We start from the raw sequence: 22,576 nt of genomic DNA, 5'->3' as shown, positions 1-22,576 counted from the left end.
ATTATCTTTACTTTTGAGCGAATCAATCTAATTTGAAAACCATGAAAAAGAAGGACATTAAGATACTCTTAGTTGATGATGAGCCAGACATTCTAGAGATAGTGGCCTATAATTTATCTGCCGAAGGTTATGATGTGTACACTGCTAAAAATGGTGCTGATGGTGTCGCCAAGGCAAAAAAGAAAATGCCACACCTTATTATACTAGATGTAATGATGCCCGAGATGGATGGTATTGAAGCTTGTGAGATTCTAAGAAGAACTCCTGGTATGGAAAATACTATTATAACTTTCTTAACTGCTAGAGGAGAAGATTATTCTCAAGTAGCAGGTTTTGATGCTGGTGCAGATGATTATATTACAAAGCCTATCAAACCAAAAGTTTTGGTAAGTAAGGTTAATGCACTTCTTAGACGTATCAAGAACGAAGAAAACGCTCAAGAAGATATTACCAAAGTAGGCGATATCGTAATTAATAGGGAAGAATATAAGATTGTCAAGAAAGGTAAAGAGATCATTTTACCTAGAAAAGAGTTTGAACTTCTTGCCTTGTTAACTTCAAAACCTAGTAAAGTATTCAAAAGAGAGGTTATTCTTGATAAAGTTTGGGGTAACGAGGTCGTAGTTGGTGGTCGTACCATTGATGTACACATTAGAAAGCTTCGTGAAAAAATAGGTGAAGACCATTTTAAAACCGTAAAGGGAGTAGGATATAAGTTTGTACTCTAAATGGCTGATAAAGTTCGTTCAAGAAAGTCATATCGTTTTGCATTTCGCTCATCACTTTATATCGTGATAATCGGCATATCGGTGCTAGCATTGTTACAATGGCGCTTTAGTACCATAAATTGGGGTATTTTGCTATTTGCAGCGTTGTTCTTTTTTATTATTTCTTTTATCACCTTACAATTAAGAATAGAAAAATTCATCTACAAAAGAATCAAGAAAATTTATGATGATGTAGAGTTGTTAGAATCCAGTACAATACCCTCATACCCTGTTACCACAGATATGAGAACTTTAACGCAAGAAATAGAAAAATTTGCAAAGGATAAGAAAATCGAAATTGACACTTTAAAGATTCGTGAAGAATACCGTAAAGACTTTTTAGGTAATGTTTCTCATGAGCTAAAAACTCCGCTTTTTACTGTTCAAGGGTATATAGAGACTTTATTAGACGGTGCAATGGAGGATAAGAATATTCGAAGAAAGTATCTTACTCGTGCCAATAAAGCAGTAGATCGTCTCATTTATATTGTAAAAGATTTAGATCTGATCACAAAATTGGAAGTTGGTGATCTTAATCTTGAGAAACACTCTTTTGATATTATAGATTTAATACAAAGTGTATTTGATTTATTGGAGATGAAAGCGGCGAAGAAGAACATTACCCTTACTTTCGATATGGAATATGTTGATTCCGTATTTGTTTTTGCAGATAAGGAAAAAATACAACAGGTGCTTACCAATTTATTGGTGAACTCTATTAAGTATGGTAATGATAATGGTACTACAGAGGTTAGTGTAGAAAATCTCGTAAAAAACAAGGTAATTGTTCGGGTGACCGATAATGGCGAGGGCATACCTGCCGTGCATATTCCGCGACTTTTTGAACGTTTTTATAGGGTAGATCAAAGTGGTAGCCGTCGCGAAGGTGGCTCTGGCCTGGGTCTAGCCATTGTAAAACATGTAATTGAAGCACACGGCGAAAAAATTTATGTAGAAAGTGCCGTAGAGGTAGGATCTGAGTTTTCTTTTACTTTGGAGAAAAGTATCATTCAAATAGAGGAAGTACAATAAACGCTAACCCTCTCTTTTTTCTTAGATTTGCCCCAGTTTAGATGTAATAATTGTGGGAAGTAAAAATAAATTAAAAAGATTTCAGGAAAACGAGACGTTTTCAAACGTAATTCAACCAACAAGAGAAGAAGTGGTAGGCGGTTTTCCGTTGAAGGGAAAGTGGGATACCCATTTCAAAAACGACAATCCTATCGTCCTAGAATTGGGTTGTGGTAAAGGGGAATATACTGTTGGCTTGGCAAAGAAATTTCCGAACAAGAATTTTATTGGTATCGATATCAAAGGCGCCCGATTCTGGAAAGGGGCTAAAGAAGCCGTTGAAGGAGACTTACCTAATGTTTGCTTTATAAGAACACAAATAGAATTGGTAGATCATCTATTTGCAAAAGAAGAGGTATCTGAAATTTGGATAACCTTCCCTGATCCTCAAATAAAATATAAACGCACCAAACACCGTATGACCAATGCGACGTTTTTAGAGCGCTATAAACAAGTGCTAAAACCTGAAGGAACGGTGAATTTAAAAACCGATAGTGAGTTCATGCATGGGTATACTTTAGGCTTATTGCACGGTCTTGGTTTAGAAGTGCTCTATGCCAATCATGATGTCTATAAGAATGAAGGTAGCCCTAAAGAAGTCTTGGAAATACAGACTTTCTATGAAAATCAGTATCTTGAAAAGGGAAAACCTATTACTTTTATTAGGTTCAAGGTAAACTGATTCAATGCAACAATTACCTATTTTATTTGTATTCACTTTTGGTGCGGCCTTCTTCGCATCGTTACCACCCGGGTTGCTGAATTTAAATGCAGCAAAGACCAGTGTAGAAAAGGGAAAAGCAAATGGAATAATTTTTGGTTTAGGTGTTGCTCTTGCGGTAATGTTACAAACGTATGTGTCGGTACGCATCGCAAAATTAATTTCTAGAAATCAACATGTTATAGAGGTATTGCTGCAATTGGCATTGGGTATTTTCTTTGTGTTGGCAATTGTATTTTATATTAAAGGGAAAAAGCAAGAGAATAAGCCATTGATATTAACCGAAACAAAAAAGCGAAATAGTTTTTCTAAAGGAGTGTTCTTGGCGCTTATTAATCTTTTGGCGATACCATATTATAGCGGTTTAAATACCGTTTTTCATTCACAAGGATTCATGACCTTCGAAATTATAGATGAGGTTTTGTTTATTCTTGCTGCAGGCAGTGGAACTTTTTTTGCCATGTATTTATATGTAATCTATTTTAATAAGTGGGAGCATAAAACAACGTCCTTCTCCAAAAACAGTAATTTTATTTTAAGCGGATTAATGGTATTGCTATTTGTGATCACAGCTTTTAGATTGTTCAATTAAACGGATGTAGCAAATGAAACCTGAAAATGAGAATTTCTTTGAAAGAGTATATCAGGTGGCACGGTTAATACCAGAAGGGCGTGTAACTTCCTACGGCGCAATAGCCAAATATTTAGGTGCGGCCCGCAGCGCTAGAATGGTAGGTTGGGCTATGAATGCATCGCATAATATGGATGATATTCCTGCGCATAGAGTAGTCAATAAAGCCGGTTTACTTACCGGTAAACACCATTTTGACGGCACTAACCTCATGCAACAACTATTAGAAGGTGAAGGAGTAGTAATAAAAGACCTGCAAATAGTAAAACTAGAAGATTACTTCTGGGATCCTTTTACAGAACTTAAAGCGGAATTATAATACTATTGAAAGGTTAAAGTAAACGTAGTTGTTTCATTTGATGCTACCCGAATAGATCCTCCATGCATTCGCATAATTTGTTTGCTTAAACTTAGACCAATACCGGTACCAGTACTTTTTGTGGTAAAAAAAGGAACAAATACCTCGTCTAGCATTTCAGGCGATATTCCTGGTCCATTATCGGTAACGGTAATGTATTTTTTCCCCTGTTGTTCTATTCCGGCCTTAATGATAATACTACCAGAATCTTGCCCTTCTAGAGATTGTTTGGCATTTTTACCAAGGTTTAAAAGTATTTGGGTAAGCTGTTTTTCATCAATATAAAGTTCTAGATCTTTAGGTTCAGACGATATTTCTAAGCTGATGTTGTGACCATTCGTATATTCTTGTAATAGCAACCGCACTTTTTCTAAAATCTTGCTGGCGGGTATCAATTCTCGATCAGGTTCGGGTACACTTAAAAATGTTCGGTAAGATTGTACAAAGCTCATTAAATCATTCCCTTGCTCTTTTATGACCTCTAGCCCCTTGGCAGAATTTTTTATCTGAAGTTCTCCAAATTCTTCAGGTTTAGAAAGTTCGTTTCCTTTTTTGAAGTATTTTAAGATAGATTCAGAAATAGAGGTAATTGGTGTAATGGTATTCATGATTTCGTGGGTTAAAACGCGAATCAATTTTACCCAAGAATCGGTTTCTTTATCATCTAATTCTTTTTGAATATCATGAACAATGACCAATAATAGCTGCTTACCTTCAATTGCGATAGGTGTACATTTTAAGGTTAATTCTTTTTTACCTCGTTCATTCTCTAAAGCATACAAGGTACTTTCAAAAGGTTCAAGAGATTCAAATAAACCATAAAGTTTCGGGTCTATTAGCTTTAGTTGCTTGACATGATTTAATGGTTTGTAATTAAGTAAATTCTGTACGGTAGGGTTTGCATAAAGAATATGTCCTTTCTCATTTACGGTAAAAATACCGATATCGGCTTGTCTTAATATCTCTTGATAATACTGCTCTTGTGCCTGTTTTTTTACATGAATGTCTTGAATCATAGTATTCAACATATTCAAGCTATGATTTAATTCTTCAATAGACTTAACACTCAATTTTTCTGGAAATCGCAAGGTGAAATCTTCATTTTTAATAGCATCGAAGAAGTAAGCGATTTTTCTATTGGTTTGGTTTACATAATGTATTAAACCATAAGTTTGTCCTATAAATACCAAGCTTAGAATAAAGCCAAGTAGATAATGCTCTTTGGCTATTAAGAATGCGGTGAGCAAAGCACAGACTGCAATTAAAATAATCCTGAAAACAAGTTGGTAGTATATACTTTTGCTAACCATTATTTACCAGATTTTTTGAGTTTATTATACAGTGTTTGTCTAGAGATACCTAATTGGTCCGCAGCTGCACTATAATTGCCATCATGATCGCCTAGGGCTTTATTTATCATGACCAGTTCCATTTCTTCAAGAGTCTTTGGTCCGCCCTCCATTGTAACTGTTGTTTTGGTATCCAATAGAAAGTCAGTTGGTTTTAATACATTTCCTTCCGATAAAATAACAGCACGCTCCATAGTATGTAAAAGCTCTCTTACATTACCGGGCCATAGGTAGCTCATCAATTTCTCTTGTGCAGATTGATTGATTTTCAAATTGGGCTTTCCGTATTTGTTAGCGAATTTTTTCAGGAAGAAATCTGATAATACCAAAATGTCATTATCTCTATCTCTCAAGGATGGAACCTGAACTTGAATAGTATTTATTCTATATAAAAGGTCTTCACGAAATAGTCCGTCCGCAACCATTTGATCTAGATTGCAATTTGTGGCGCAGACTAATCTTATATCGACGGCAACTGGTTTATTGGATCCTACACGAACTACTACCCTGTTTTGAATAACAGATAATAGTTTGGCTTGCATTTGTAATGATAGGTTACCAATTTCATCTAAGAAGAGCGTACCGCCATTTGCGGCCTCGAACTTACCTGCACGATCGTCCTTGGCATCGGTAAAAGAACCTTTTACATGACCGAATAGTTCGCTTTCGAATAAATTTTCTGAAATTGAACCCATATCTACCGAGATAAAAACCTCGTTATTTCTAGCAGATGATTTATGAAGTTCTCTTGCTATTAGTTCTTTTCCAGTACCGTTTTCACCGGTTACTAAAATGTTGACATCTGTTTTGGCAACTTTCTGTACCAGGTTTAAAACACTGTTAAGTGCTTTGGAGTTGCCGATAATGTAATTTGAATTCTGGTTAATAACCTGCTTGAGGTTGCTCTCTTTTTGCTTTAAATGTTGAACCTCTTTTTGTGACTTTCTAAGTTCGTAGGCAGATTTTACCGTAGTTAATAGTCGTTCGTTGTTCCAAGGTTTGAGTACGAAATCGGTAGCACCTTCTTTAATAGCTTCAACTGCAAGCTCAACGGCACCATAGGCAGTCATCATAATTACCGAAATATGCGAAGCTTTCTTTTTTATCTCGCGTAACCAGTATAATCCTTCGTTACCAGTGTTCACTCCCGCAGAAAAATTCATATCTAATAATATGATATCAATTTCCTTTAAGTTAGGGAAAGAGGTAAGTAAGTTAGGGTTGGATATTGTTTGAACACTTTTATATTCAAATTGTAACAATATTTCTAAAGCGCTCAATACACTTTTGGTATCATCTACTACAAGTATTTTAGCATCTATCATGGCAACAATCTATTAACGCATTTAAATCTACACATAGAAGTTTGTATTTTCATGGCATTGTAAAAAATTTTGACATTATCTGTACAACATTTTTACACTAGTAAAATATTAATAATTTTTATTTAAACATAAGCTACTGATAATCAATATAATAAAATTATGGCACGCATATAGTATTGAGAATGGCATACCAATTAAGAAATGAATCAAAAATTTAAAATAACGGCATTTTTACTACTTTCAATTTGGGGGTCTATTCTTGCTCAAGAAAGTTGGACATTAGATGAATGCGTCACTTTTGCACTAGAGCATAATTTACAGTTGAACGACTTTAAATATACCAACCAATCTAATAGAGAAACCTATAGACAATCGGTTCGTAATCTGTTGCCATCAGTGAATGCATCTTCTAGTTATCTTATTAATTACGGTAGAGCTGAGGATCCTAATACCGGTACATTCGTAAATCTGGATTTTTACTCCAACAATTATTCTTTAGAATCTTCTATCGATTTGTTTCAGGGGTTTCAGAAAATCAATGCCATCAAAGCATCCAAATTATTGTTCAAGGCAACACAAGAAGAAGTGTTACAGCAAAAATATTTGTTGGCATTTAGAGTGATGCAAGCTTTTTACGATATCCAGTTTTTTGAGGGATTGGTAGCAATTTCAAAAGAACAACTAACCGTATCGCAATCGAATTACAACTTAGTAGAAAAGCAGGTAGAATTAGGGTTAAAAGCAGGAGCAGATTTATATGAAGCAGAATCTTTATTGTTGACCGATAAGCTAAACGTAACTCAAAGTAACAATCAATTGGCTACGGCGAAGTTGACCTTGATTCAAGAAATGAATTTAGAGAATACTTCAGATATAGAAATTCAAAAAGATTTAGAAGAAATAGCAACGGAGCTTAATAGTCAAGAAATGAAATCTGATGCTGTTTATACTGAGGCAAGGGAGTTTATACCAATGATCAAGGCACAAGAGTTTAGGGCAGAAGCAGCTAAAAAGCAAGTGGCCGTTTCAAGAGGTCGACTATACCCTTCGTTGTCATTCTTTGCAGGTATAGGCACAGGATATTTTGAAACTTTTAGAGATACTCTTGGTAATACCTTACCCTTTAGAGAGCAGTTTAGAGATAATACATCGCAGTACATAGGTGTGAACCTTAATGTGCCTATTAGTAATGGTTGGTCTGCAAGATCAAGGGTTAAGCAATCTAAAATAGAAAAGTTAAGAGCAGAGAATAATTTAAAAACACAAGAGCAAGAGCTGTTTCAGGCGATACAGAAATTGGTGCAAGATTATAATTCTTTGCTGGTAGAATTGGTGCAGAGCAATCAGAAAATGGAGGCGCAGAACTTGGCGTTCACCATTGCTCAAAAACGCTATGAAAAAGGCTTGATAAATGCCTTGGAACTGTTTACCGCCAAAAATTTATACGCCAGTGCACAAAACGAAAATTTACAAGTGAAATTACGATCAGAAATAAATAAAAGCACATTAGATTTTTACAGGGGATTACCAGTTTTCAATATTGCAGCCCCCTAACCCACAAAAGGGGAACCAATAAAGCAAACTACCGAACATAGAAAGGAATGCTCTAAAGAAGAAGTAATTTTTAATAAACAATAGTATTGCTGTAGGCAACGAACAACGAACAAACGATTACCATGGATATAAAATTAGAAAAGAAAAAAGGATTAAAGCTAAAACACATCGGCTACATTGCCTTAGGTGTATTGTTATTATTAGTCGGATATCAACTATTATTTGCAGGTTCTGTATCTACATTTAGAACAGAAAAGGATAAGCTTTCTATTGCCGAGGTTTCTGCAGGTAAATTTGACGATTACATTACTATTAATGGTAATGTAGCCCCAATTGCTACCATTTATATGGATGCTTATGAAGGTGGTCGTGTAAGCGAAAAACTAATTGAAGAAGGTGCTATGGTGAAGAAAGGCGATGTCATCTTGAAGCTTGAAAATATGAATCTGTACGAGCAAATTTTGGCAAGCGAAAGTAACTTGGCATTAAAGCAAAATGATTTACGTTCCACAAAATTAAATTTCGATTCTAGACAGGTTGAAGGAAGAAAATCTTTGGCAACGGCAAGTACAGACTTGCAACGCTTAAAAAGAAATTACGAACAGAACAAAGAATTATTCGATGAAGAATTGATTTCAAGAGAAGCTTTTCAGTTGTCGAAAGAAAATTATGAACTGTCTCAAAAACAATATGAGATCGTAAAATTGCAGACAGAGCAAGATGATGAATTACGTGAAACATCATTAAGAGGCTTGGATACCGATTTGGCGCGTATGCAGAAAACTTTAGGTATGGTGTACCAAAGGTTGGATCACTTAAATGTACGAGCTCCTGCAGACGGTCAATTGGGATTTTTAGATGCAGAAATCGGTCAGAGCATTTCACAAGGGCAACGAATAGGTCAAATCAACGTGTTGACAGATTATAAAATTGAAGCGGATATTGACGAACATTATATTGATCGTGTAAAGAGAGATTTAGTGGCGGTTTTAGAGCGTAACGGTACCGAATTCCCATTGCGATTGCGAAAAGTATATCCAGAGGTAAGAAACGGAAGATTTAAGGTTGATTTGGTTTTCACCGATAACAAACCAGAGACCATTCGTTCGGGTCAGAGCTACAATATTAAATTACAGTTAGGCGAATCTAACGATGCATTATTACTGCCAAAAGGAAGCTTTTTTCAAAGTACGGGCGGACAATGGATTTTTGTTGTAAATCCTGATGGTGGAGAAGCCATTAAAAGAAATATTAGAATAGGAAAACAGAATTCTAGATACTATGAAGTATTGGAAGGCTTGGAACCAGGGGAAAAAGTAATTACCAGTAACTACGATAATTTCGGGGAAGCGGAAAGAATTGTCTTAAAATAAAAACTGTCACATCAGAGTAATCTGAGCGTCATTATAACAAACAAAAAACGCAGGAATATGATAACCATTACAAACCTAAAAAAGAGTTTTAGAACAGAAGAAGTAGAAACCTTGGCATTGAACAGTGTCAACCTAAAAGTAGAAGATGGCGAATTTGTTGCCATTATGGGTCCGTCCGGTTGCGGTAAGTCTACCTTGTTGAACATTATTGGAATGCTGGACAACCCTACGGAAGGCAGTTACAATTTTGCGGGCAATGAAGTAGGCGGACTAAAAGAGAGCGAGCGTACGCAACTGCGAAAGGGGAATTTAGGCTTCGTATTCCAAAGCTTTAACCTTATAGATGAGTTAACCGTTTTTGAGAATGTGGAGCTACCCTTGATCTATTTAAAAATGGGTAAGGCAGAACGTAAGGAAAAAGTAATGAAAGTATTGGAGCGTATGAAAATAGCACATAGAGAAAAGCATTTTCCACAGCAATTATCTGGTGGGCAACAGCAGCGTGTGGCTATATCAAGAGCAGTGGTAACCAACCCAAAATTGATTCTTGCAGATGAGCCAACAGGTAATTTGGATTCCAAGAACGGTATAGAAGTAATGAATTTGTTAACGGAACTAAACCAAGAGGGAACCACCATAGTTATGGTAACGCACTCAGATAGAGATTCGCACTACGCGCACAGAGTAGTCAACCTATTCGACGGTCAAATAGTAACGGAAAGTCAGAACAGGGCAATCGGTGCCATGATGTAGTGCCCCCAAAAGGGTTTGAAAAAGAGTTTATTCGTCAATCAATTATCAATTCCATTCACTGAGCGGAGCCGAAGTGAAGACAACTAATCAACCAAAAACCGAACCAACCCAACCTATCCCTTAATCACGGATAATAGAATATCATCAATCAATCACCAAACCATTCCCCCTCCTTCGAAGGGGGTTAGGGGAGGAAAAAACAAGAATCATGTTCAAGAACTATATAAAAATCGCTTGGAGAAACCTTTGGAAGAACAAAGGCTATAGCCTACTCAATATTTTTGGTTTGGCAATTGGCATTACCTGTGCTGCAATGATCTTACTTTGGGTAGAAGATGAGGTTGGTTATGATGCTAATTTTGAGAAGCAAGATGTGGTGTATTATGTGCCGACCAATCAACAGTACGAAGGCGAATGGCGAACATTTTTTCAGGCAACTCCCGGTCCGTTAGCAGAAGTTTTAAAAGAAGAAGTACCAGGAATAGTTGGGTCTGCAAGAACAAAAGGGGAAGACTTTTTATTTCAAGTAGGCGAAACTTCTATCAATAAATTTGGTCGATATGCCGACCCAGATTTTTTTAGCATGTTTAGTCTCTCATTTGTAGAAGGTAATTTAGAAACCGCTTTTAATGATGTAGATGCCATTGTCATTTCACAAGAAACGGCTAGCCAGTTATTTGGTGAGAATACTTCTGCAATTGATAAAGTAATTAAAATAAATAATGAAACAAGTTATACCGTGTCAGGAGTTTATGAAGATTTACCACACAATGTAACTTATAGTTTTGACTGGGTTGTTCCTTTTGAACGTTTTGCAAAGGATAATGAATGGGTAAAAGAATATGGTGCTAATTTTTCAGACACTTTTGTAGAGCTTTCACCAGAGGCAAATTTTAATGTTGTCAATAATAAAGTCAAAGCAATACTTCCTATGAAAACGGAAGATGACGAAACCATAGCCTTTTTGTTTTCTATGAAAGACTGGCATTTAAGGTCAGCCTTTGAAGGAGGTAAAAATATAGGAGGACAAATAACTTATGTAAGACTGTTTAGTCTTATTGCCATTATAATTTTATTGATAGCCTGCATCAATTTTATGAACTTGGCAACTGCTAGAAGTGAAAAAAGAGCAAATGAAGTAGGTGTACGAAAAGTATTGGGCTCAGGAAGAAAAGGGTTAGTAGCTCAGTTTATGGCAGAAGCCGTAATCACCGCAACACTGTCTGCGGTGCTCAGTGTGGTGTTATTAAAATTACTGGTGCCACAGTTTAATATGATGATAAGCAAACAGCTAGATTTTAGTTTGTTCAACCCTACTCATATAGCAGTACTATTGGGAATTACACTGATATGCGGATTGGTAGCTGGTTGGTATCCGGCGTTCTATTTATCTTCTTTTAGACCCGTAGATGTGTTGAAAGGAGCACGTAGAACAAAAGGCAGCGCATCGTTTATTAGAAAAGGATTGGTAGCCACACAATTTGTAGTATCCATCGTATTTATCATAAGTACTATTATCGTCTACCAACAAGTACAGCATGTAAAAAGGCGCGATTTGGGTTACAATAAAGAAAACCTCGTTAAGATTCCCGTTACCGGAGATATGATTAAAAACTTCAATCCGATAGAAGAAGACATGAAAGCTTCGGGAATGATTGAAAGTATCGGACTCATTAATTCTGATATTTTATCCGGAGGAAATAATACATCAGGATTAAGTTGGCAAGGCGGTGTAGATACTGAAGACGTTTTGGTTTCTGTACGTGATATTACGGCGGATTTTTTCAATACTGCTGGACTGAAGATAATTGAAGGTAGGGGATTCAGTAATAATCCCGCTCAAGACAGTGTCAATATTATTGTAAGTGAATCCTTCGCAAAATTAATGGGTAGCGGTAGCGCCATTGGGAAAACTATTGAAGAAGATTACCCGGTTATTGGCGTAGTAAAAGATTATGTCTACGGCGATATGTATGGTTCTAGTGATCCGGTCATATTTTTTAATGACCCAAGTCAAGCACGTTTTATGTATGTAAAAGCCAAGTCTGGCGTAGCAACAACAGCGGCATTAGGGAGTATGGAAGCGTCGTTGAAAAAGTTTAACCCTGCATTTCCTTTCGAGTATGAATTTGTGGATGATACCTATGATGCGAAGTTTAAAAGTGAGAAGCTGATAGGTAATCTTTCTCAGGTTTTCGCATTGCTTGCCATATTGATTTCATGTTTAGGATTGTTCGGTTTATCTGCATTTACGGCAGACCAACGTAGAAAGGAAATTGGAGTTCGTAAAGTTTTGGGGTCTAGCATTACAGGAATAGTTGGCTTATTGTCTAAAGACTTTATGCGCTTGGTATTTATGGCAATAGTCATCGCTATACCTATTGCGTGGCTATTGATGCAAAATTGGTTAGAAGGTTATGCATATCGCATCGCAATTAATGCTTGGGCATTTATTATAGCTGGAGCGGTAGCCATAGTTATAGCCTTGTTGACGATTAGCTTTCAAGCGATCAATGCAGCTAGGGTTAATCCGGTAAAGAGTTTACGTTCAGAGTAAAATCCCATCCCCAACCCTTCCCGAAAGGAAGGGAGTTAAATAAAAGAAATTCCAATCCATTCCCCTCCTTTGGAGGGGGTAGGGGGAGGACTAAAAACTAGAACCATGTTTAAAAACTATTTAAAAATCGCCTGGAGGAGTTTAAAAAAGCAAGCCTTTTTCACTTTTCTAAATACATTCGGATTAGCCATTGGTATGGCTGGAGCATTAATAATATCTTTATACATCTATGACGAACTTAGTTATGATAAAATGTTTGCCGATGCAGATAGAATTTATCGCATAGATTCTGATATCAAATTTGGCGGAGCGGAAATCAAGGCAGGTGAAGCTGCAGCTCCAATGGCAGAAACCTTAAAAAGAGATTATCCACAAGTAGAATCTACTGTTCGATTCAGAACCATAGGCAGTGCGTATGTGAAAAAAGAAGGGGGAAACAGAAGTGCCAAAGAAAACCAAATCACCTATGTCGATTCTACAATGTTTGAATTCTTTGGAATAGAGTTGCTCGCAGGTAATGCAAAAACAGCATTAACGGGTACCAACTCCTTAGTGTTGACCAAAACTGCCGCGGAGAAACATTTTGGTGCTACAGATGTCATTGGTCAGAATCTACTGTTGGATAATACAGATACGTATACGGTAACGGGGGTAATAGAAGACATGCCCAAAAATTCCTATTTCAATGATTACAGTGTTTTTTTGGCAATGGCGGGCAACGTGGCATCAAGAGAAGATAATTGGGGCGGAAATAATTATTTTACGTTTATAAAACTAATACCGGGAGCATCGGTAGAAGATTTTCAAGGACCCTTGCAAGACATGTTAGAGCGCTACATGTTACCATGGGCACAAAAATATTTTCCGGGGATGACGGCGGAGTCGTTTGCGGCATCGGGTAATTATATTCGGTACCATACCATGGCATTGACCGATATTCATTTGCATTCGGATAAAAACTCAGAAATGAGTGCAACGAGCAGTATTCAGAATATTTATATTCTTTCATTTATCGGGTTGTTCTTGATCATTTTGGCAAGTGTTAATTTTATGAATTTGTCTACGGCTCATTCGTTAAAGAGAGCTAAAGAAGTAGGGGTGCGAAAAACCTTGGGCTCAAATAAACTGAATTTGGTCTTTCAATTTTTAACCGAATCAGGATTAATTGCATTTGTGTCTTTGTTAGCTGCACTATTGATTACACTGGTAGCCTTGCCGTTTTTCAATGGCTTTACAGGCAAATCAATTGAAATTCCGTTTACGCAGCCCTTATTCTGGTTGGCGTTATTGGGGGCAACTATGTTACTTGGGCTGTTGTCAGGAAGTTATCCTGCGTTTTTTATGTCGAGGTTTACACCTGTTAAAACGTTAAAAGGTAACAGTTCTGAAAGTGTGGGCAATGGTAGGGTACGTAATGCCTTGGTAATTTTTCAATTTTCAATTTCGGTATTTCTTATTATCAGCACCTTGGTAGTATTTCAGCAATTGAATTACATACAGAATAAAGATTTGGGCTTCTCCAAGGACCAAGTATTGCTAATAAATGAATTGGGTGCATTAGGGTCCAAAACCAAGGCTTTTAAAGAACAGATTGCTAATATGAGTTTTGTAGAGAGTGCTACGTTGAGCAATTATTATCCAACGCCATCTTGGCGGTCAGATACTTCGTTCTTTGAAGAAGGTTCTAGAGATCAAGAAAGTGCCATTCAAATGCAAGAGTGGGATGTAGATACAGATTATCTAAAAACTATGGAAATGGAACTGGTTGCCGGTCGTGATTTTAATTCCGCCTATGCATCAGACTCTACAGCAATTATTATCAATGAAGCTACGCTGCCTATTTTAAATGTTACGGCAGAAGAAGCTTTAGGCATGCGTATATCCGAGGAAATGGATCAAGAAAATCCTGCCTACTATACCATAATTGGAGTGGTCAAAGACTTTCATTATAGAACGTTAAGAACGAATATAGGCGCTTTGGGAATGCATTTGAATTCAAATGCACAGAACATGGCGGTAAGAATGAGTGGTGGAAATTATGCCAATAATATTGCTGCGATAGAAAATACGTGGAACACCATGGCGCCTGGTCAACCTTTTGATTATCGGTTTATGGATGAAGCCTTTAACACCACTTACGAAGCCGAACAAAAACTGAGTCAGATATTTTTCATTTTTACTATGCTGTCCATTTTTATTGCTTGTTTGGGATTATTTGGATTAGCTGCCTTTAATGCCGAAAAACGAACAAAAGAAATCGGTGTTAGAAAAGTGTTGGGAGCTACTGTAAGTCAAATTTCTTACCGACTTACGGTAGACTTCTTAAAATTGGTTGGGGTGGCTATTTTAATCTCCCTACCCATAGGCTGGTTTGCCATGAATAAATGGCTTGAAGATTTCTCGTACCGGATAGATATGGGTATTGGCGTATTCTTGCTGGCAGCTATTCTTGCCATTATCGTAGCAATTGTAACAGTAAGCTACCAAAGTATAAAAGCGGCAATTGTAAACCCGGTAAAAAGTTTACGATCGGAGTAAAAAAGAACATCAATCTTCATCAATCAAAAAAATATCATGATAAAGAATTACATCAAAATAGCTTGGCGAAATTTATTAAAAAACAAACAGCAAACAATCATAAATCTTTTAGGTCTTACGCTGGGTACTGTTAGTTGTTTGGTAATTCTCCTGTATGTTTTTGCACAGTTAGGATATGATCAGCACCATAATGAGGCGGCATCTATTTATCGTGTTGAGACAATTATTGAGCGTGATGGTCAAGAATCTTTTGATTCCGCTACCTCGTCTCCACCAATAGCATTTGCATTAAAAGATGATTTTGCTGAGGTAGAAGAAGCAACGAGGGTAGTACTGACCGATGTTTTTTACAGCCCGCTGATTAGAGCTGCAAATAGTGAAGATGCATATTACGAGCCAAGGGTATATCTGGCAGATTCAACTTTTTTTAAGGTATTTAATTTTAAAATACTGGAGGGTGATGTAAAAACGGCTTTAGACGAGCCAAATGCAGTTGTACTTTCATCTTATATATCCAATAAATTATTCGGTAACTCCAGTCCCTTAGACAAAACTGTGGTTTGGGGCAGTGGCGATGATGCGTTAACCCTTACGGTAAAAGGCGTGTATCATGAAAAGGCATATAAAACGCATTTTAATCCTAGTTATATTGTAAGTATGAGTACCCCGGGAATGGGAACTTTTGTGCAAAATTTTCAAAGCTTTGCCACCAATAATTTTGTGTACAGTTATGTCAAGCTAAGACCTAATAGTAGTGATGTTGGCTTGCAAAAGAAAATGCCCCAATTCATGGAAGATAGGGGTGCACAAGATTTGCGTGATGCTGGCATGAGCAACAAGACACTAGAACTAACAAAGGTGACTGACATTCACTTATATTCAAATGGTAGAAAAAATCAGCTAGACCGTGTATCTAATAGTACATACCTTTATTTTTTGCTGAGTTTGGCATTCTTTATACAATTGGTAGCCTGTATTAATTTTATAAATCTAAGTACGGCTAGAGCAAGCAAAAGGGCACGTGAAATTGGAGTTAGAAAAGTAGTCGGTGCAGGTAAAAATGCATTAATGAGGCAGTTTTTGGGCGAGTCATTGTTATTGTCCATTTTTGCGATGCTATTAAGTATTCCTATTGTTATATTGCTTTTACCCTTGGTAAATGATATTACTCAAGAATCATTGAGCTATATAAACTTATATCAATGGCATATTGTAGTAATCTTACTAGCTATTGGTGTAGTAACAGGATTGGCTTCCGGTATATATCCTGCCATTGTTTTATCCTCGATTAAACCAGTGAAAGCATTAAAAAGTTCGGCTATTTTACAATCTGGTAGCGGTACGTTTAGAAAGGCTTTGGTGGTATTTCAATTTGTAATTTCTATATGTTTAATAAGCACGGTAATTATTATAGGTCAACAGTTTAAATATGCCCAAACCAAAGATTTAGGGTATAAAAAAGATAACCTTTTAGCATTGCGGGTAGGGACCGAAGAATCATCTAAAAAGTTTGAATCTTTAAAAGCATCGTTTTTAAAAGTACCGGGCGTATTGCAAGTTTCAAGTGGAAATTATTCGCCATCGGAAATTATATTGGCAGATAACGGATTTTACTTGCCTGGCGGAAATAAGGAAAATAAAACAGTGGTAAAACGTAATGGTGTTAGCGATGGCTATTTTAACACCATGGGTATAGAATTGTTGAAAGGTAGGGATTTTAGTGCTGCCGATACCGTAGACCAGATCATAGTGAACGAGGCTACGTTAAAAGCTTTTAATATTGATATTGAAAATGCGTTAAGTGCCACCTTGATGCAAAGTTATGGCGATGAAATTGACGAATTACGAATTATAGGGGTAGTAAAAAATTATCATTTTGCTTCGTTAAAAGAAGAGATACAACCATTGTTTTTACACAAGGAGACGGAACCAAACTGGGTGGTTATAAAAACAAAAACAGATAATTATGGTCAGTTGCTACAAGGACTAGAGCAACAATGGAAATCAGCAGTAAATAATATTCCTTTTGATTATCGATTTGTAGATAAAGAAGTAGAAAAGTTATACGAAGAAGAAAAGCGTTTAGGGTTTATCTCTGTAGGATTTACCATTTTGGCAATATTCATAAGCTGTTTGGGCTTATTTGGACTTATCTCATATGTAGCAGAGCAAAAGAAAAAAGAAATAGGTGTACGCAAAGTATTGGGCGCAAGTGTACAGTCTGTAGTTAAATTACTAACGAAGGACTTTATTAAACTGGTACTCATAGCTTTTGTTCTTGCATCACCAATAGCCTATTATTTTATCTCTAGATGGTTAGAGGGTTTTACGTATCGTATTGAAATTAAGTGGTGGGTGTTTTTAGCAAGTGGTGTACTTGTTATGGTGATTACATTTTTGACCGTGGGACTGCAATCATTAAAATCAGCAGCAGCAAATCCCGTAAAAAGCTTGCGCTCAGAGTAATTTTTGAAATGAATGTTCAAAACTTGTTTTTCCATTGATTAGAATGGTGTAACATTCTCATTTTTAAGCAGTCTTTGTAAATATATTGTACAACTGTTGTCAAATTATTTTACATATTAATTTATGTGTTTTATTGTAAACAATTGATAAACAATGTATTAGTAGTGTGGCATGAATTTAGGTTTAAATTTATGGTCATCAATCAACAATCACTGTTTAGTACCGACTAAACATCAATCAAAAAACGAACGATCATGTTTAAAAACTATCTGAAAATAGCCTGGCGAAATCTTCTAAAGAACAAAGGATATACCATTATCAATGTTGGAGGTCTAGCTTTGGGAATGGCAGTTACCTTAATCATAGGGCTGTGGATCCAAGACGAACTTACGTATAACAGCTATTTTAAGAACAAGGATAGTATAGCACAAGTATTTCAATCGCAAACTTTTAATGGCGAAACAGGTACGGGTCCTGCAATACCTAGACCTTTGGAAAAAGCGCTAAGAGACGGTTATAGCGATAATTTTAAGCACCTGATCATGTGCTCTTGGACCAACGACCATTACTTAAAATATGGTGATAAAAGCATATCCAGACCTGGTAATTATATGCAGCAAGCGGGTCCTGAGTTATTTGGATTAAATATCATAAAAGGAGAAAAAGACGGACTAAGGGAAATCAATTCTATAATGTTGTCCCAGTCTACTGCAGATGCTTTATTTGGTAGTGAAGACCCAATAGGTAAAACGGTAACCGTTAGCAACGAACATAAGCTGAATGTAAGCGCGGTGTATAGTGATATACCGGTAAATAATTCCTTTAATGATACAGAATTTATCATTCCTTGGGAAAAGTATTTGGCAGTTAATGAGTGGATTAAGAACGCGGAGGATTCTTGGGGGAACAACTCCTTTCAAATGTTTGTGGAGTTGGCAGACAACACTACTATTGAACAAGTAACGGATAGAATAAAAAACGTAAAAAAAGATTTAAACGAAGATACGGCTCAGTTTAATCCGCAGATATTTCTGTTTCCTATGAAAGACTGGTATTTGCGTAGCAGTTTTGAAAATGGCAAACAAGAAGGTGGGCGTATAAAGTATGTTTGGCTCTTTGGTATTATTGGTGCATTTGTGTTGTTATTGGCATGTATCAATTTCATGAACTTAAGTACTGCACGGTCAGAGAAACGTGGTAAAGAAGTAGGTATTCGCAAATCGATTGGTTCGCAGAGAGGTCAGTTGATCTATCAGTTTTTAAGTGAATCCTTCATCGTGGTGTTATTTGCATTTATTGTGGCAATTTTATTGGTACTCTTATCGTTGAACGGCTTTAACGACCTTTCTAGAAAAGAAATTGTATTCCCTTGGGGTAACGGATTGTTCTGGGGCGCTTCACTGATTTTCATTTTGTTTACGGCATTGCTGGCAGGTAGTTATCCTGCATTATACCTTTCTTCTTTTAAACCTGTTGATGTGCTAAAAGGCACCTTTAAAACTGGAAAATATGCTGGCTTGCCCAGAAAAATATTGGTAGTCGTACAGTTTACAGTTTCCGTGGCATTTATAATCGGTACGGTGATTGTAATGCAACAAATCAATTTTGCAAAAAATCGTCCTGTTGGGTATGATAAGGAAGGGTTAATACAGATACCTACTTTTAGTCAAGATTTTAATGGTAAGTACGATTTAATGAGGACGGAGTTTATAGGGTCTGGTGCTGTGGTGGAAATGTCGACCTCAAGTAGCCCAACCACCCGAATATGGTCTAACCGAGGCGGATTTGTTTGGGATGGTAAACCGGAAGGATTTCAGGAGGATTTGGCGTGGACAGAAGTATCTCCGGAATATGCAAAATCATTGAATCTTAAAATAGTTGAAGGGCGTGATTTTTCAAGAGATTTTGCTTCGGATTCCTTGGGGATACTCATCAATGAAACTGCAAAGAAGTATTTAGGGATGGAAAACCCTATAGGGCAGTTTTTACGAGATGATGATGAGGAAGATCCCAATCCACCATTGAAAATTATAGGCGTTGTTCAAGATATGATTACCCAATCGCCATATGAACCGGTAAAGCAAGGAGTGTATGTGTATGATAGGCATGATAATGCCAGTTATTACAACATGCGATTAAATCCAAACGAAAGCGCAACTCAGAATATTACAACCATAGAAAATGTTTTCAAGGAACACTTTCCGGATATACCATTCGAGTATGATTTTATTGATGGTGAGTATGGAGAAAAATTTGCCTCTGAAGAACGTATTGGTACACTATCGGGTGTGTTTACTGCACTTGCCATATTAATTAGTTGTTTAGGATTATTCGGGTTGACCTCATTCGTAGCAGAACAAAGAAAGAAAGAAATAGGAGTGCGCAAGGTGCTTGGGGCATCTATTTTCAATGTATGGAACATGCTTTCCAAAGATTTTTTAAAACTGGTGGTCATCTCTTGTTTTATTGCAGTTCCCATTGCCTACTTTATAATGAACGGTTGGTTACAGGAATATCCTTATAGGATAATTCTTAAATGGTGGATTTTTGCCTTGGCCATGATGGGAGCCATGTTGGTAACCATAGCTACCGTAAGCTTCCAGGCAATCAAAGCAGCAAGGGCGAACCCGGTAAAAAGTTTGCGGACGGAATAGTATAAAATCATCAATCAATCAAAATAATGAAATCATGTTCCATAACAATTTAAAAATAGCTTGGCGAAGTCTTAAAACAAATAGAATGTTCTCGGGAATAAACATTCTTGGCCTCTCCTTAGGTCTTGCCATTACCATCGTCTTATTTTTATTTATCAGTTATGAACGGAGTTTTGATAAAGAGTATGAGCATAAGGAAGAAATTTTCAGGGTTTTGGTTCAAACCGATGAGAGTTATGGAAAAGAAATACTATGTACGGCACCAGCGGCTGTAGCCCCGGCAATTAAGACAGATATACCATCCGTGAAAAAAGCGGCCCGTATTTTAAAGCATGGTTTTGGCGAAACCGCTTTTGTTAAGGTGGGTAATACCAATTTCTTAGAAAAAGAACTTTACTGGTGTGATCCAGAATTGTTTGAGATATTCAACATTAAGATTTTAGAAGGCAGATCGTATAAGGAATTGGAAAGACCCAATACGGTAGCGCTGTCCCAGAGTACGGCAAAAAGGTATTTTGGAAGTGAGGACCCCATAGGGAAAACAATTCTTGTAGACAACGAAGATCAACTAGAGGTAGTAGGAATTTTTCCGGATTTTGCTTCTAATAGTTCAATTTCATTCAATGCTATTGGTTCTTTTAGTTCCACTTTTGCATTTAAAGAACCAAGTTGGGGAAATTCAAGCTTTGAGACCTATGTTCAATTAGACCCGGGTGCTTCTATTGCTACAACGGAGTTGCAAATGCAATCGGTATTGGATAAAAACGTGGACAAAGCGGGGCAGTGGTTTTCCTTGACCTTGCAGCCTTTGGAAAACGTTCATTTATTTTCTGCAGGTTATGTAAATTCTTACTCAAAACATATTGGTGACATTTCGGAAATACGAAATTTAACATTTCTTGCCTTGTTGATATTGTTGATTGCCTGTGTCAATTATATGAATTTAATGACGGCAAAATCCCAAAAGCGTACCAAAGATGTTGGTATTAATAAAACATTAGGGGCATCCTCCAAAAGTTTGGTTATTCGTTTTTATGCGGAAACAGGTTTAGTGACCTTAATTTCTCTTTTTATCGGAATTGGAATTTCGGCACTGTTGCTCCCGGCATTCAATACCATAACTGGTATGGAGTTAGAAATGTCTTTGTTATTTCGTTTAGAAATGCTAACAGGATTGGTTGTCTTTTGGTTAACAACCACTTTGGTTGCCGGTTCTTACCCCGCTTTCTATCTTTCAAAATCTTCTCCAAATGCTGCTTTAAATCCAGGTTCTAAAGGGGGTAAGGGAGTTATAAACCTAAGGAAAGGTTTAGTGGTATTACAGTTTGCGGCATCTGTAGTTTTAATTGTGTCCGTAACGGTTATTTACCAGCAATTAGAATTTATGCAGCAACAAAAATTGGGTTATGAGCCTGAAAATACAATTGCTGTAACCACAGGCGGAATTAGGGGAACAAGCATTAAACAAACATTGGTCAAGGAATTTAAATCGCTTAGCATGGTTTCAGATGTGGCAATGGCACAGGGGTTTCCTGGTATTTCCGTTAGCGGGCGTACCTTATTTAAAAATGAAAATGATGAAAACGGAACTCAAATAAGTACAAATCATTCAGACGCTCAAGTTATAGAACTATTAAAGCTTAACCTGTTGGCAGGTAAAACATTGCCGTTGGTAAAACAGGAAGGGGATACCCTAGTAGAAGTTGTTCTGAACAAAAAAGCTATAGAGTATCTGGGATATTCTCCAGAAGAAGCCGTAGGCAAGAAGGTTTTGATTGGTGGCTTTGGTGAAAAAGCCAGAATTATGGGCGTAGTGGATAATTTTAATTATGAATCCCTTCATAGACCAATAGGGGCCTATGCATTCCATAATAGGAGAAGTGAGGCTAAATCATTTGTTCTTTTACGGGTTAAAAGTGCAGATTTAACGGACACTATGCATCAATTAAAATCAACTTTTGAATCAGTTATCACAGATGCAGCCTTTGAGTATGTCTTTTTGGACAAGAACATGGAACGCCTTTACGCTCAAGAACATAAAACGGCACTAATGGGTCTTATCTTTTGTGTTTTAGCCATTTTTGTTGCTTGTTTAGGTCTTTTTGGATTGGCAGCTTTTACTGCAGAACAACGTAAAAAAGAAATTGGGGTAAGAAAGGTGCTGGGTGCTTCTGTTTTGGGAATTACACAAATGTTATCCAAGGATTTTCTTAAATTGGTGTTGGTCGCCGTTACCATCGCGTTTCCCATGGCGTATTGGTTAATGACTAATTGGTTACATGATTTTGCATATCGCGTTACCATTGGCTGGACGGTTTTTGCCTTAGCCGGTATTCTGGCCCTTTTTATAGCACTGGTTACAGTAAGTTTTCAAGCCATAAGTGCAGCTAGGGCAAACCCGGTAAAAAGTTTACGAACGGAGTAATATAAAAATCATCAATCAATCAAAATAATTTTAT

General features: G+C 36.9%; 15 protein-coding genes. 13 read left to right on the top strand and 2 right to left on the bottom strand.

Annotated features, from left to right (window positions below; all coding sequences use genetic code 11):
* The first annotated feature begins 41 nt into the window (after nt 1–41).
* The 5 genes from DFQ03_RS14870 to DFQ03_RS14850 are packed head-to-tail and all read left to right on the top strand — an operon-like array spanning nt 42 to nt 3,509.
* Nucleotides 42–728, top strand: coding sequence for a response regulator transcription factor (locus DFQ03_RS14870; protein WP_133674025.1), 687 nt, complete (start codon nt 42–44; stop codon nt 726–728).
* Complete coding sequence (locus DFQ03_RS14865) at nt 729–1,799, top strand: sensor histidine kinase (protein WP_133674023.1); 1,071 nt, start codon at nt 729–731, stop codon at nt 1,797–1,799.
* A 52-nt stretch (nt 1,800–1,851) separates the two neighbouring features.
* Entirely contained in the window at nt 1,852–2,520 is a 669-nt protein-coding gene (gene trmB / locus DFQ03_RS14860; RefSeq protein ID WP_133674022.1) for a tRNA (guanosine(46)-N7)-methyltransferase TrmB, read from the top strand.
* A 4-nt stretch (nt 2,521–2,524) separates the two neighbouring features.
* Nucleotides 2,525–3,151, top strand: coding sequence for a LysE family transporter (locus DFQ03_RS14855; protein ID WP_133674020.1), 627 nt, complete (start codon nt 2,525–2,527; stop codon nt 3,149–3,151).
* 13 nt (nt 3,152–3,164) lie between these two features.
* The gene (locus tag DFQ03_RS14850; protein WP_133674018.1) at nt 3,165–3,509 is read left to right on the top strand and encodes an MGMT family protein; all 345 of its coding nucleotides are present in this window, start codon (nt 3,165–3,167) and stop codon (nt 3,507–3,509) included.
* Between the two features lie 2 nt (nt 3,510–3,511).
* On the opposite strand, the gene DFQ03_RS14845 is transcribed toward DFQ03_RS14850, so the two are convergent.
* Both DFQ03_RS14845 and DFQ03_RS14840 read right to left on the bottom strand, forming a co-directional pair.
* Complete coding sequence (locus DFQ03_RS14845) at nt 3,512–4,858, bottom strand: sensor histidine kinase (RefSeq protein WP_133674016.1); 1,347 nt, start codon at nt 4,856–4,858, stop codon at nt 3,512–3,514.
* Nucleotides 4,858–6,222, bottom strand: coding sequence for a sigma-54-dependent transcriptional regulator (locus DFQ03_RS14840; protein ID WP_133674015.1), 1,365 nt, complete (start codon nt 6,220–6,222; stop codon nt 4,858–4,860). Before DFQ03_RS14840 ends, DFQ03_RS14845 begins: the two co-directional genes overlap by 1 nt.
* Before the next feature lie 201 nt (nt 6,223–6,423).
* On the opposite strand from DFQ03_RS14840, the gene DFQ03_RS14835 reads away from it, so the two are divergent.
* The 8 genes from DFQ03_RS14835 (at nt 6,424) to DFQ03_RS14800 (ending at nt 22,542) form a co-directional block, all read left to right on the top strand.
* Nucleotides 6,424–7,776, top strand: coding sequence for a TolC family protein (locus tag DFQ03_RS14835; protein WP_133674014.1), 1,353 nt, complete (start codon nt 6,424–6,426; stop codon nt 7,774–7,776).
* A gap of 122 nt (nt 7,777–7,898) precedes the next feature.
* Nucleotides 7,899–9,149 carry an efflux RND transporter periplasmic adaptor subunit gene (locus DFQ03_RS14830; RefSeq protein WP_133674012.1) on the top strand — a complete coding sequence of 417 codons (1,251 nt, stop codon included), beginning with the start codon at nt 7,899–7,901 and terminating at the stop codon, nt 9,147–9,149.
* Between the two features lie 57 nt (nt 9,150–9,206).
* Nucleotides 9,207–9,902, top strand: a complete 696-nt coding sequence (locus DFQ03_RS14825; protein WP_058104953.1) for an ABC transporter ATP-binding protein — start codon at nt 9,207–9,209, stop codon at nt 9,900–9,902.
* Nucleotides 9,903–10,110: 208 nt separating this feature from the next.
* Nucleotides 10,111–12,459: an ABC transporter permease gene (locus DFQ03_RS14820; RefSeq protein ID WP_133674010.1), complete on the top strand. Its 2,349-nt coding sequence runs from the start codon at nt 10,111–10,113 to the stop codon at nt 12,457–12,459.
* A gap of 105 nt (nt 12,460–12,564) precedes the next feature.
* On the top strand, nt 12,565–14,997 hold the full coding sequence (locus tag DFQ03_RS14815; RefSeq protein WP_133674008.1) for an ABC transporter permease: 2,433 nt from the start codon (nt 12,565–12,567) through the stop codon (nt 14,995–14,997).
* A gap of 36 nt (nt 14,998–15,033) precedes the next feature.
* A complete protein-coding gene (locus DFQ03_RS14810) occupies nt 15,034–17,463 on the top strand; it encodes an ABC transporter permease (RefSeq protein ID WP_133674006.1) in 2,430 nt (809 codons plus the stop codon).
* A 254-nt stretch (nt 17,464–17,717) separates the two neighbouring features.
* Entirely contained in the window at nt 17,718–20,117 is a 2,400-nt protein-coding gene (locus tag DFQ03_RS14805; RefSeq protein ID WP_133674005.1) for an ABC transporter permease, read from the top strand.
* Nucleotides 20,118–20,151: 34 nt separating this feature from the next.
* Nucleotides 20,152–22,542, top strand: coding sequence for an ABC transporter permease (locus DFQ03_RS14800; RefSeq protein WP_133674004.1), 2,391 nt, complete (start codon nt 20,152–20,154; stop codon nt 22,540–22,542).
* Nucleotides 22,543–22,576: the final 34 nt, after the last annotated feature.

The sequence above is a fragment of the Maribacter caenipelagi genome, from assembly GCF_004364175.1.
Taxonomy (GTDB): domain Bacteria; phylum Bacteroidota; class Bacteroidia; order Flavobacteriales; family Flavobacteriaceae; genus Maribacter; species Maribacter caenipelagi.
This window is presented reverse-complemented; position numbering and strand designations above follow the sequence as displayed.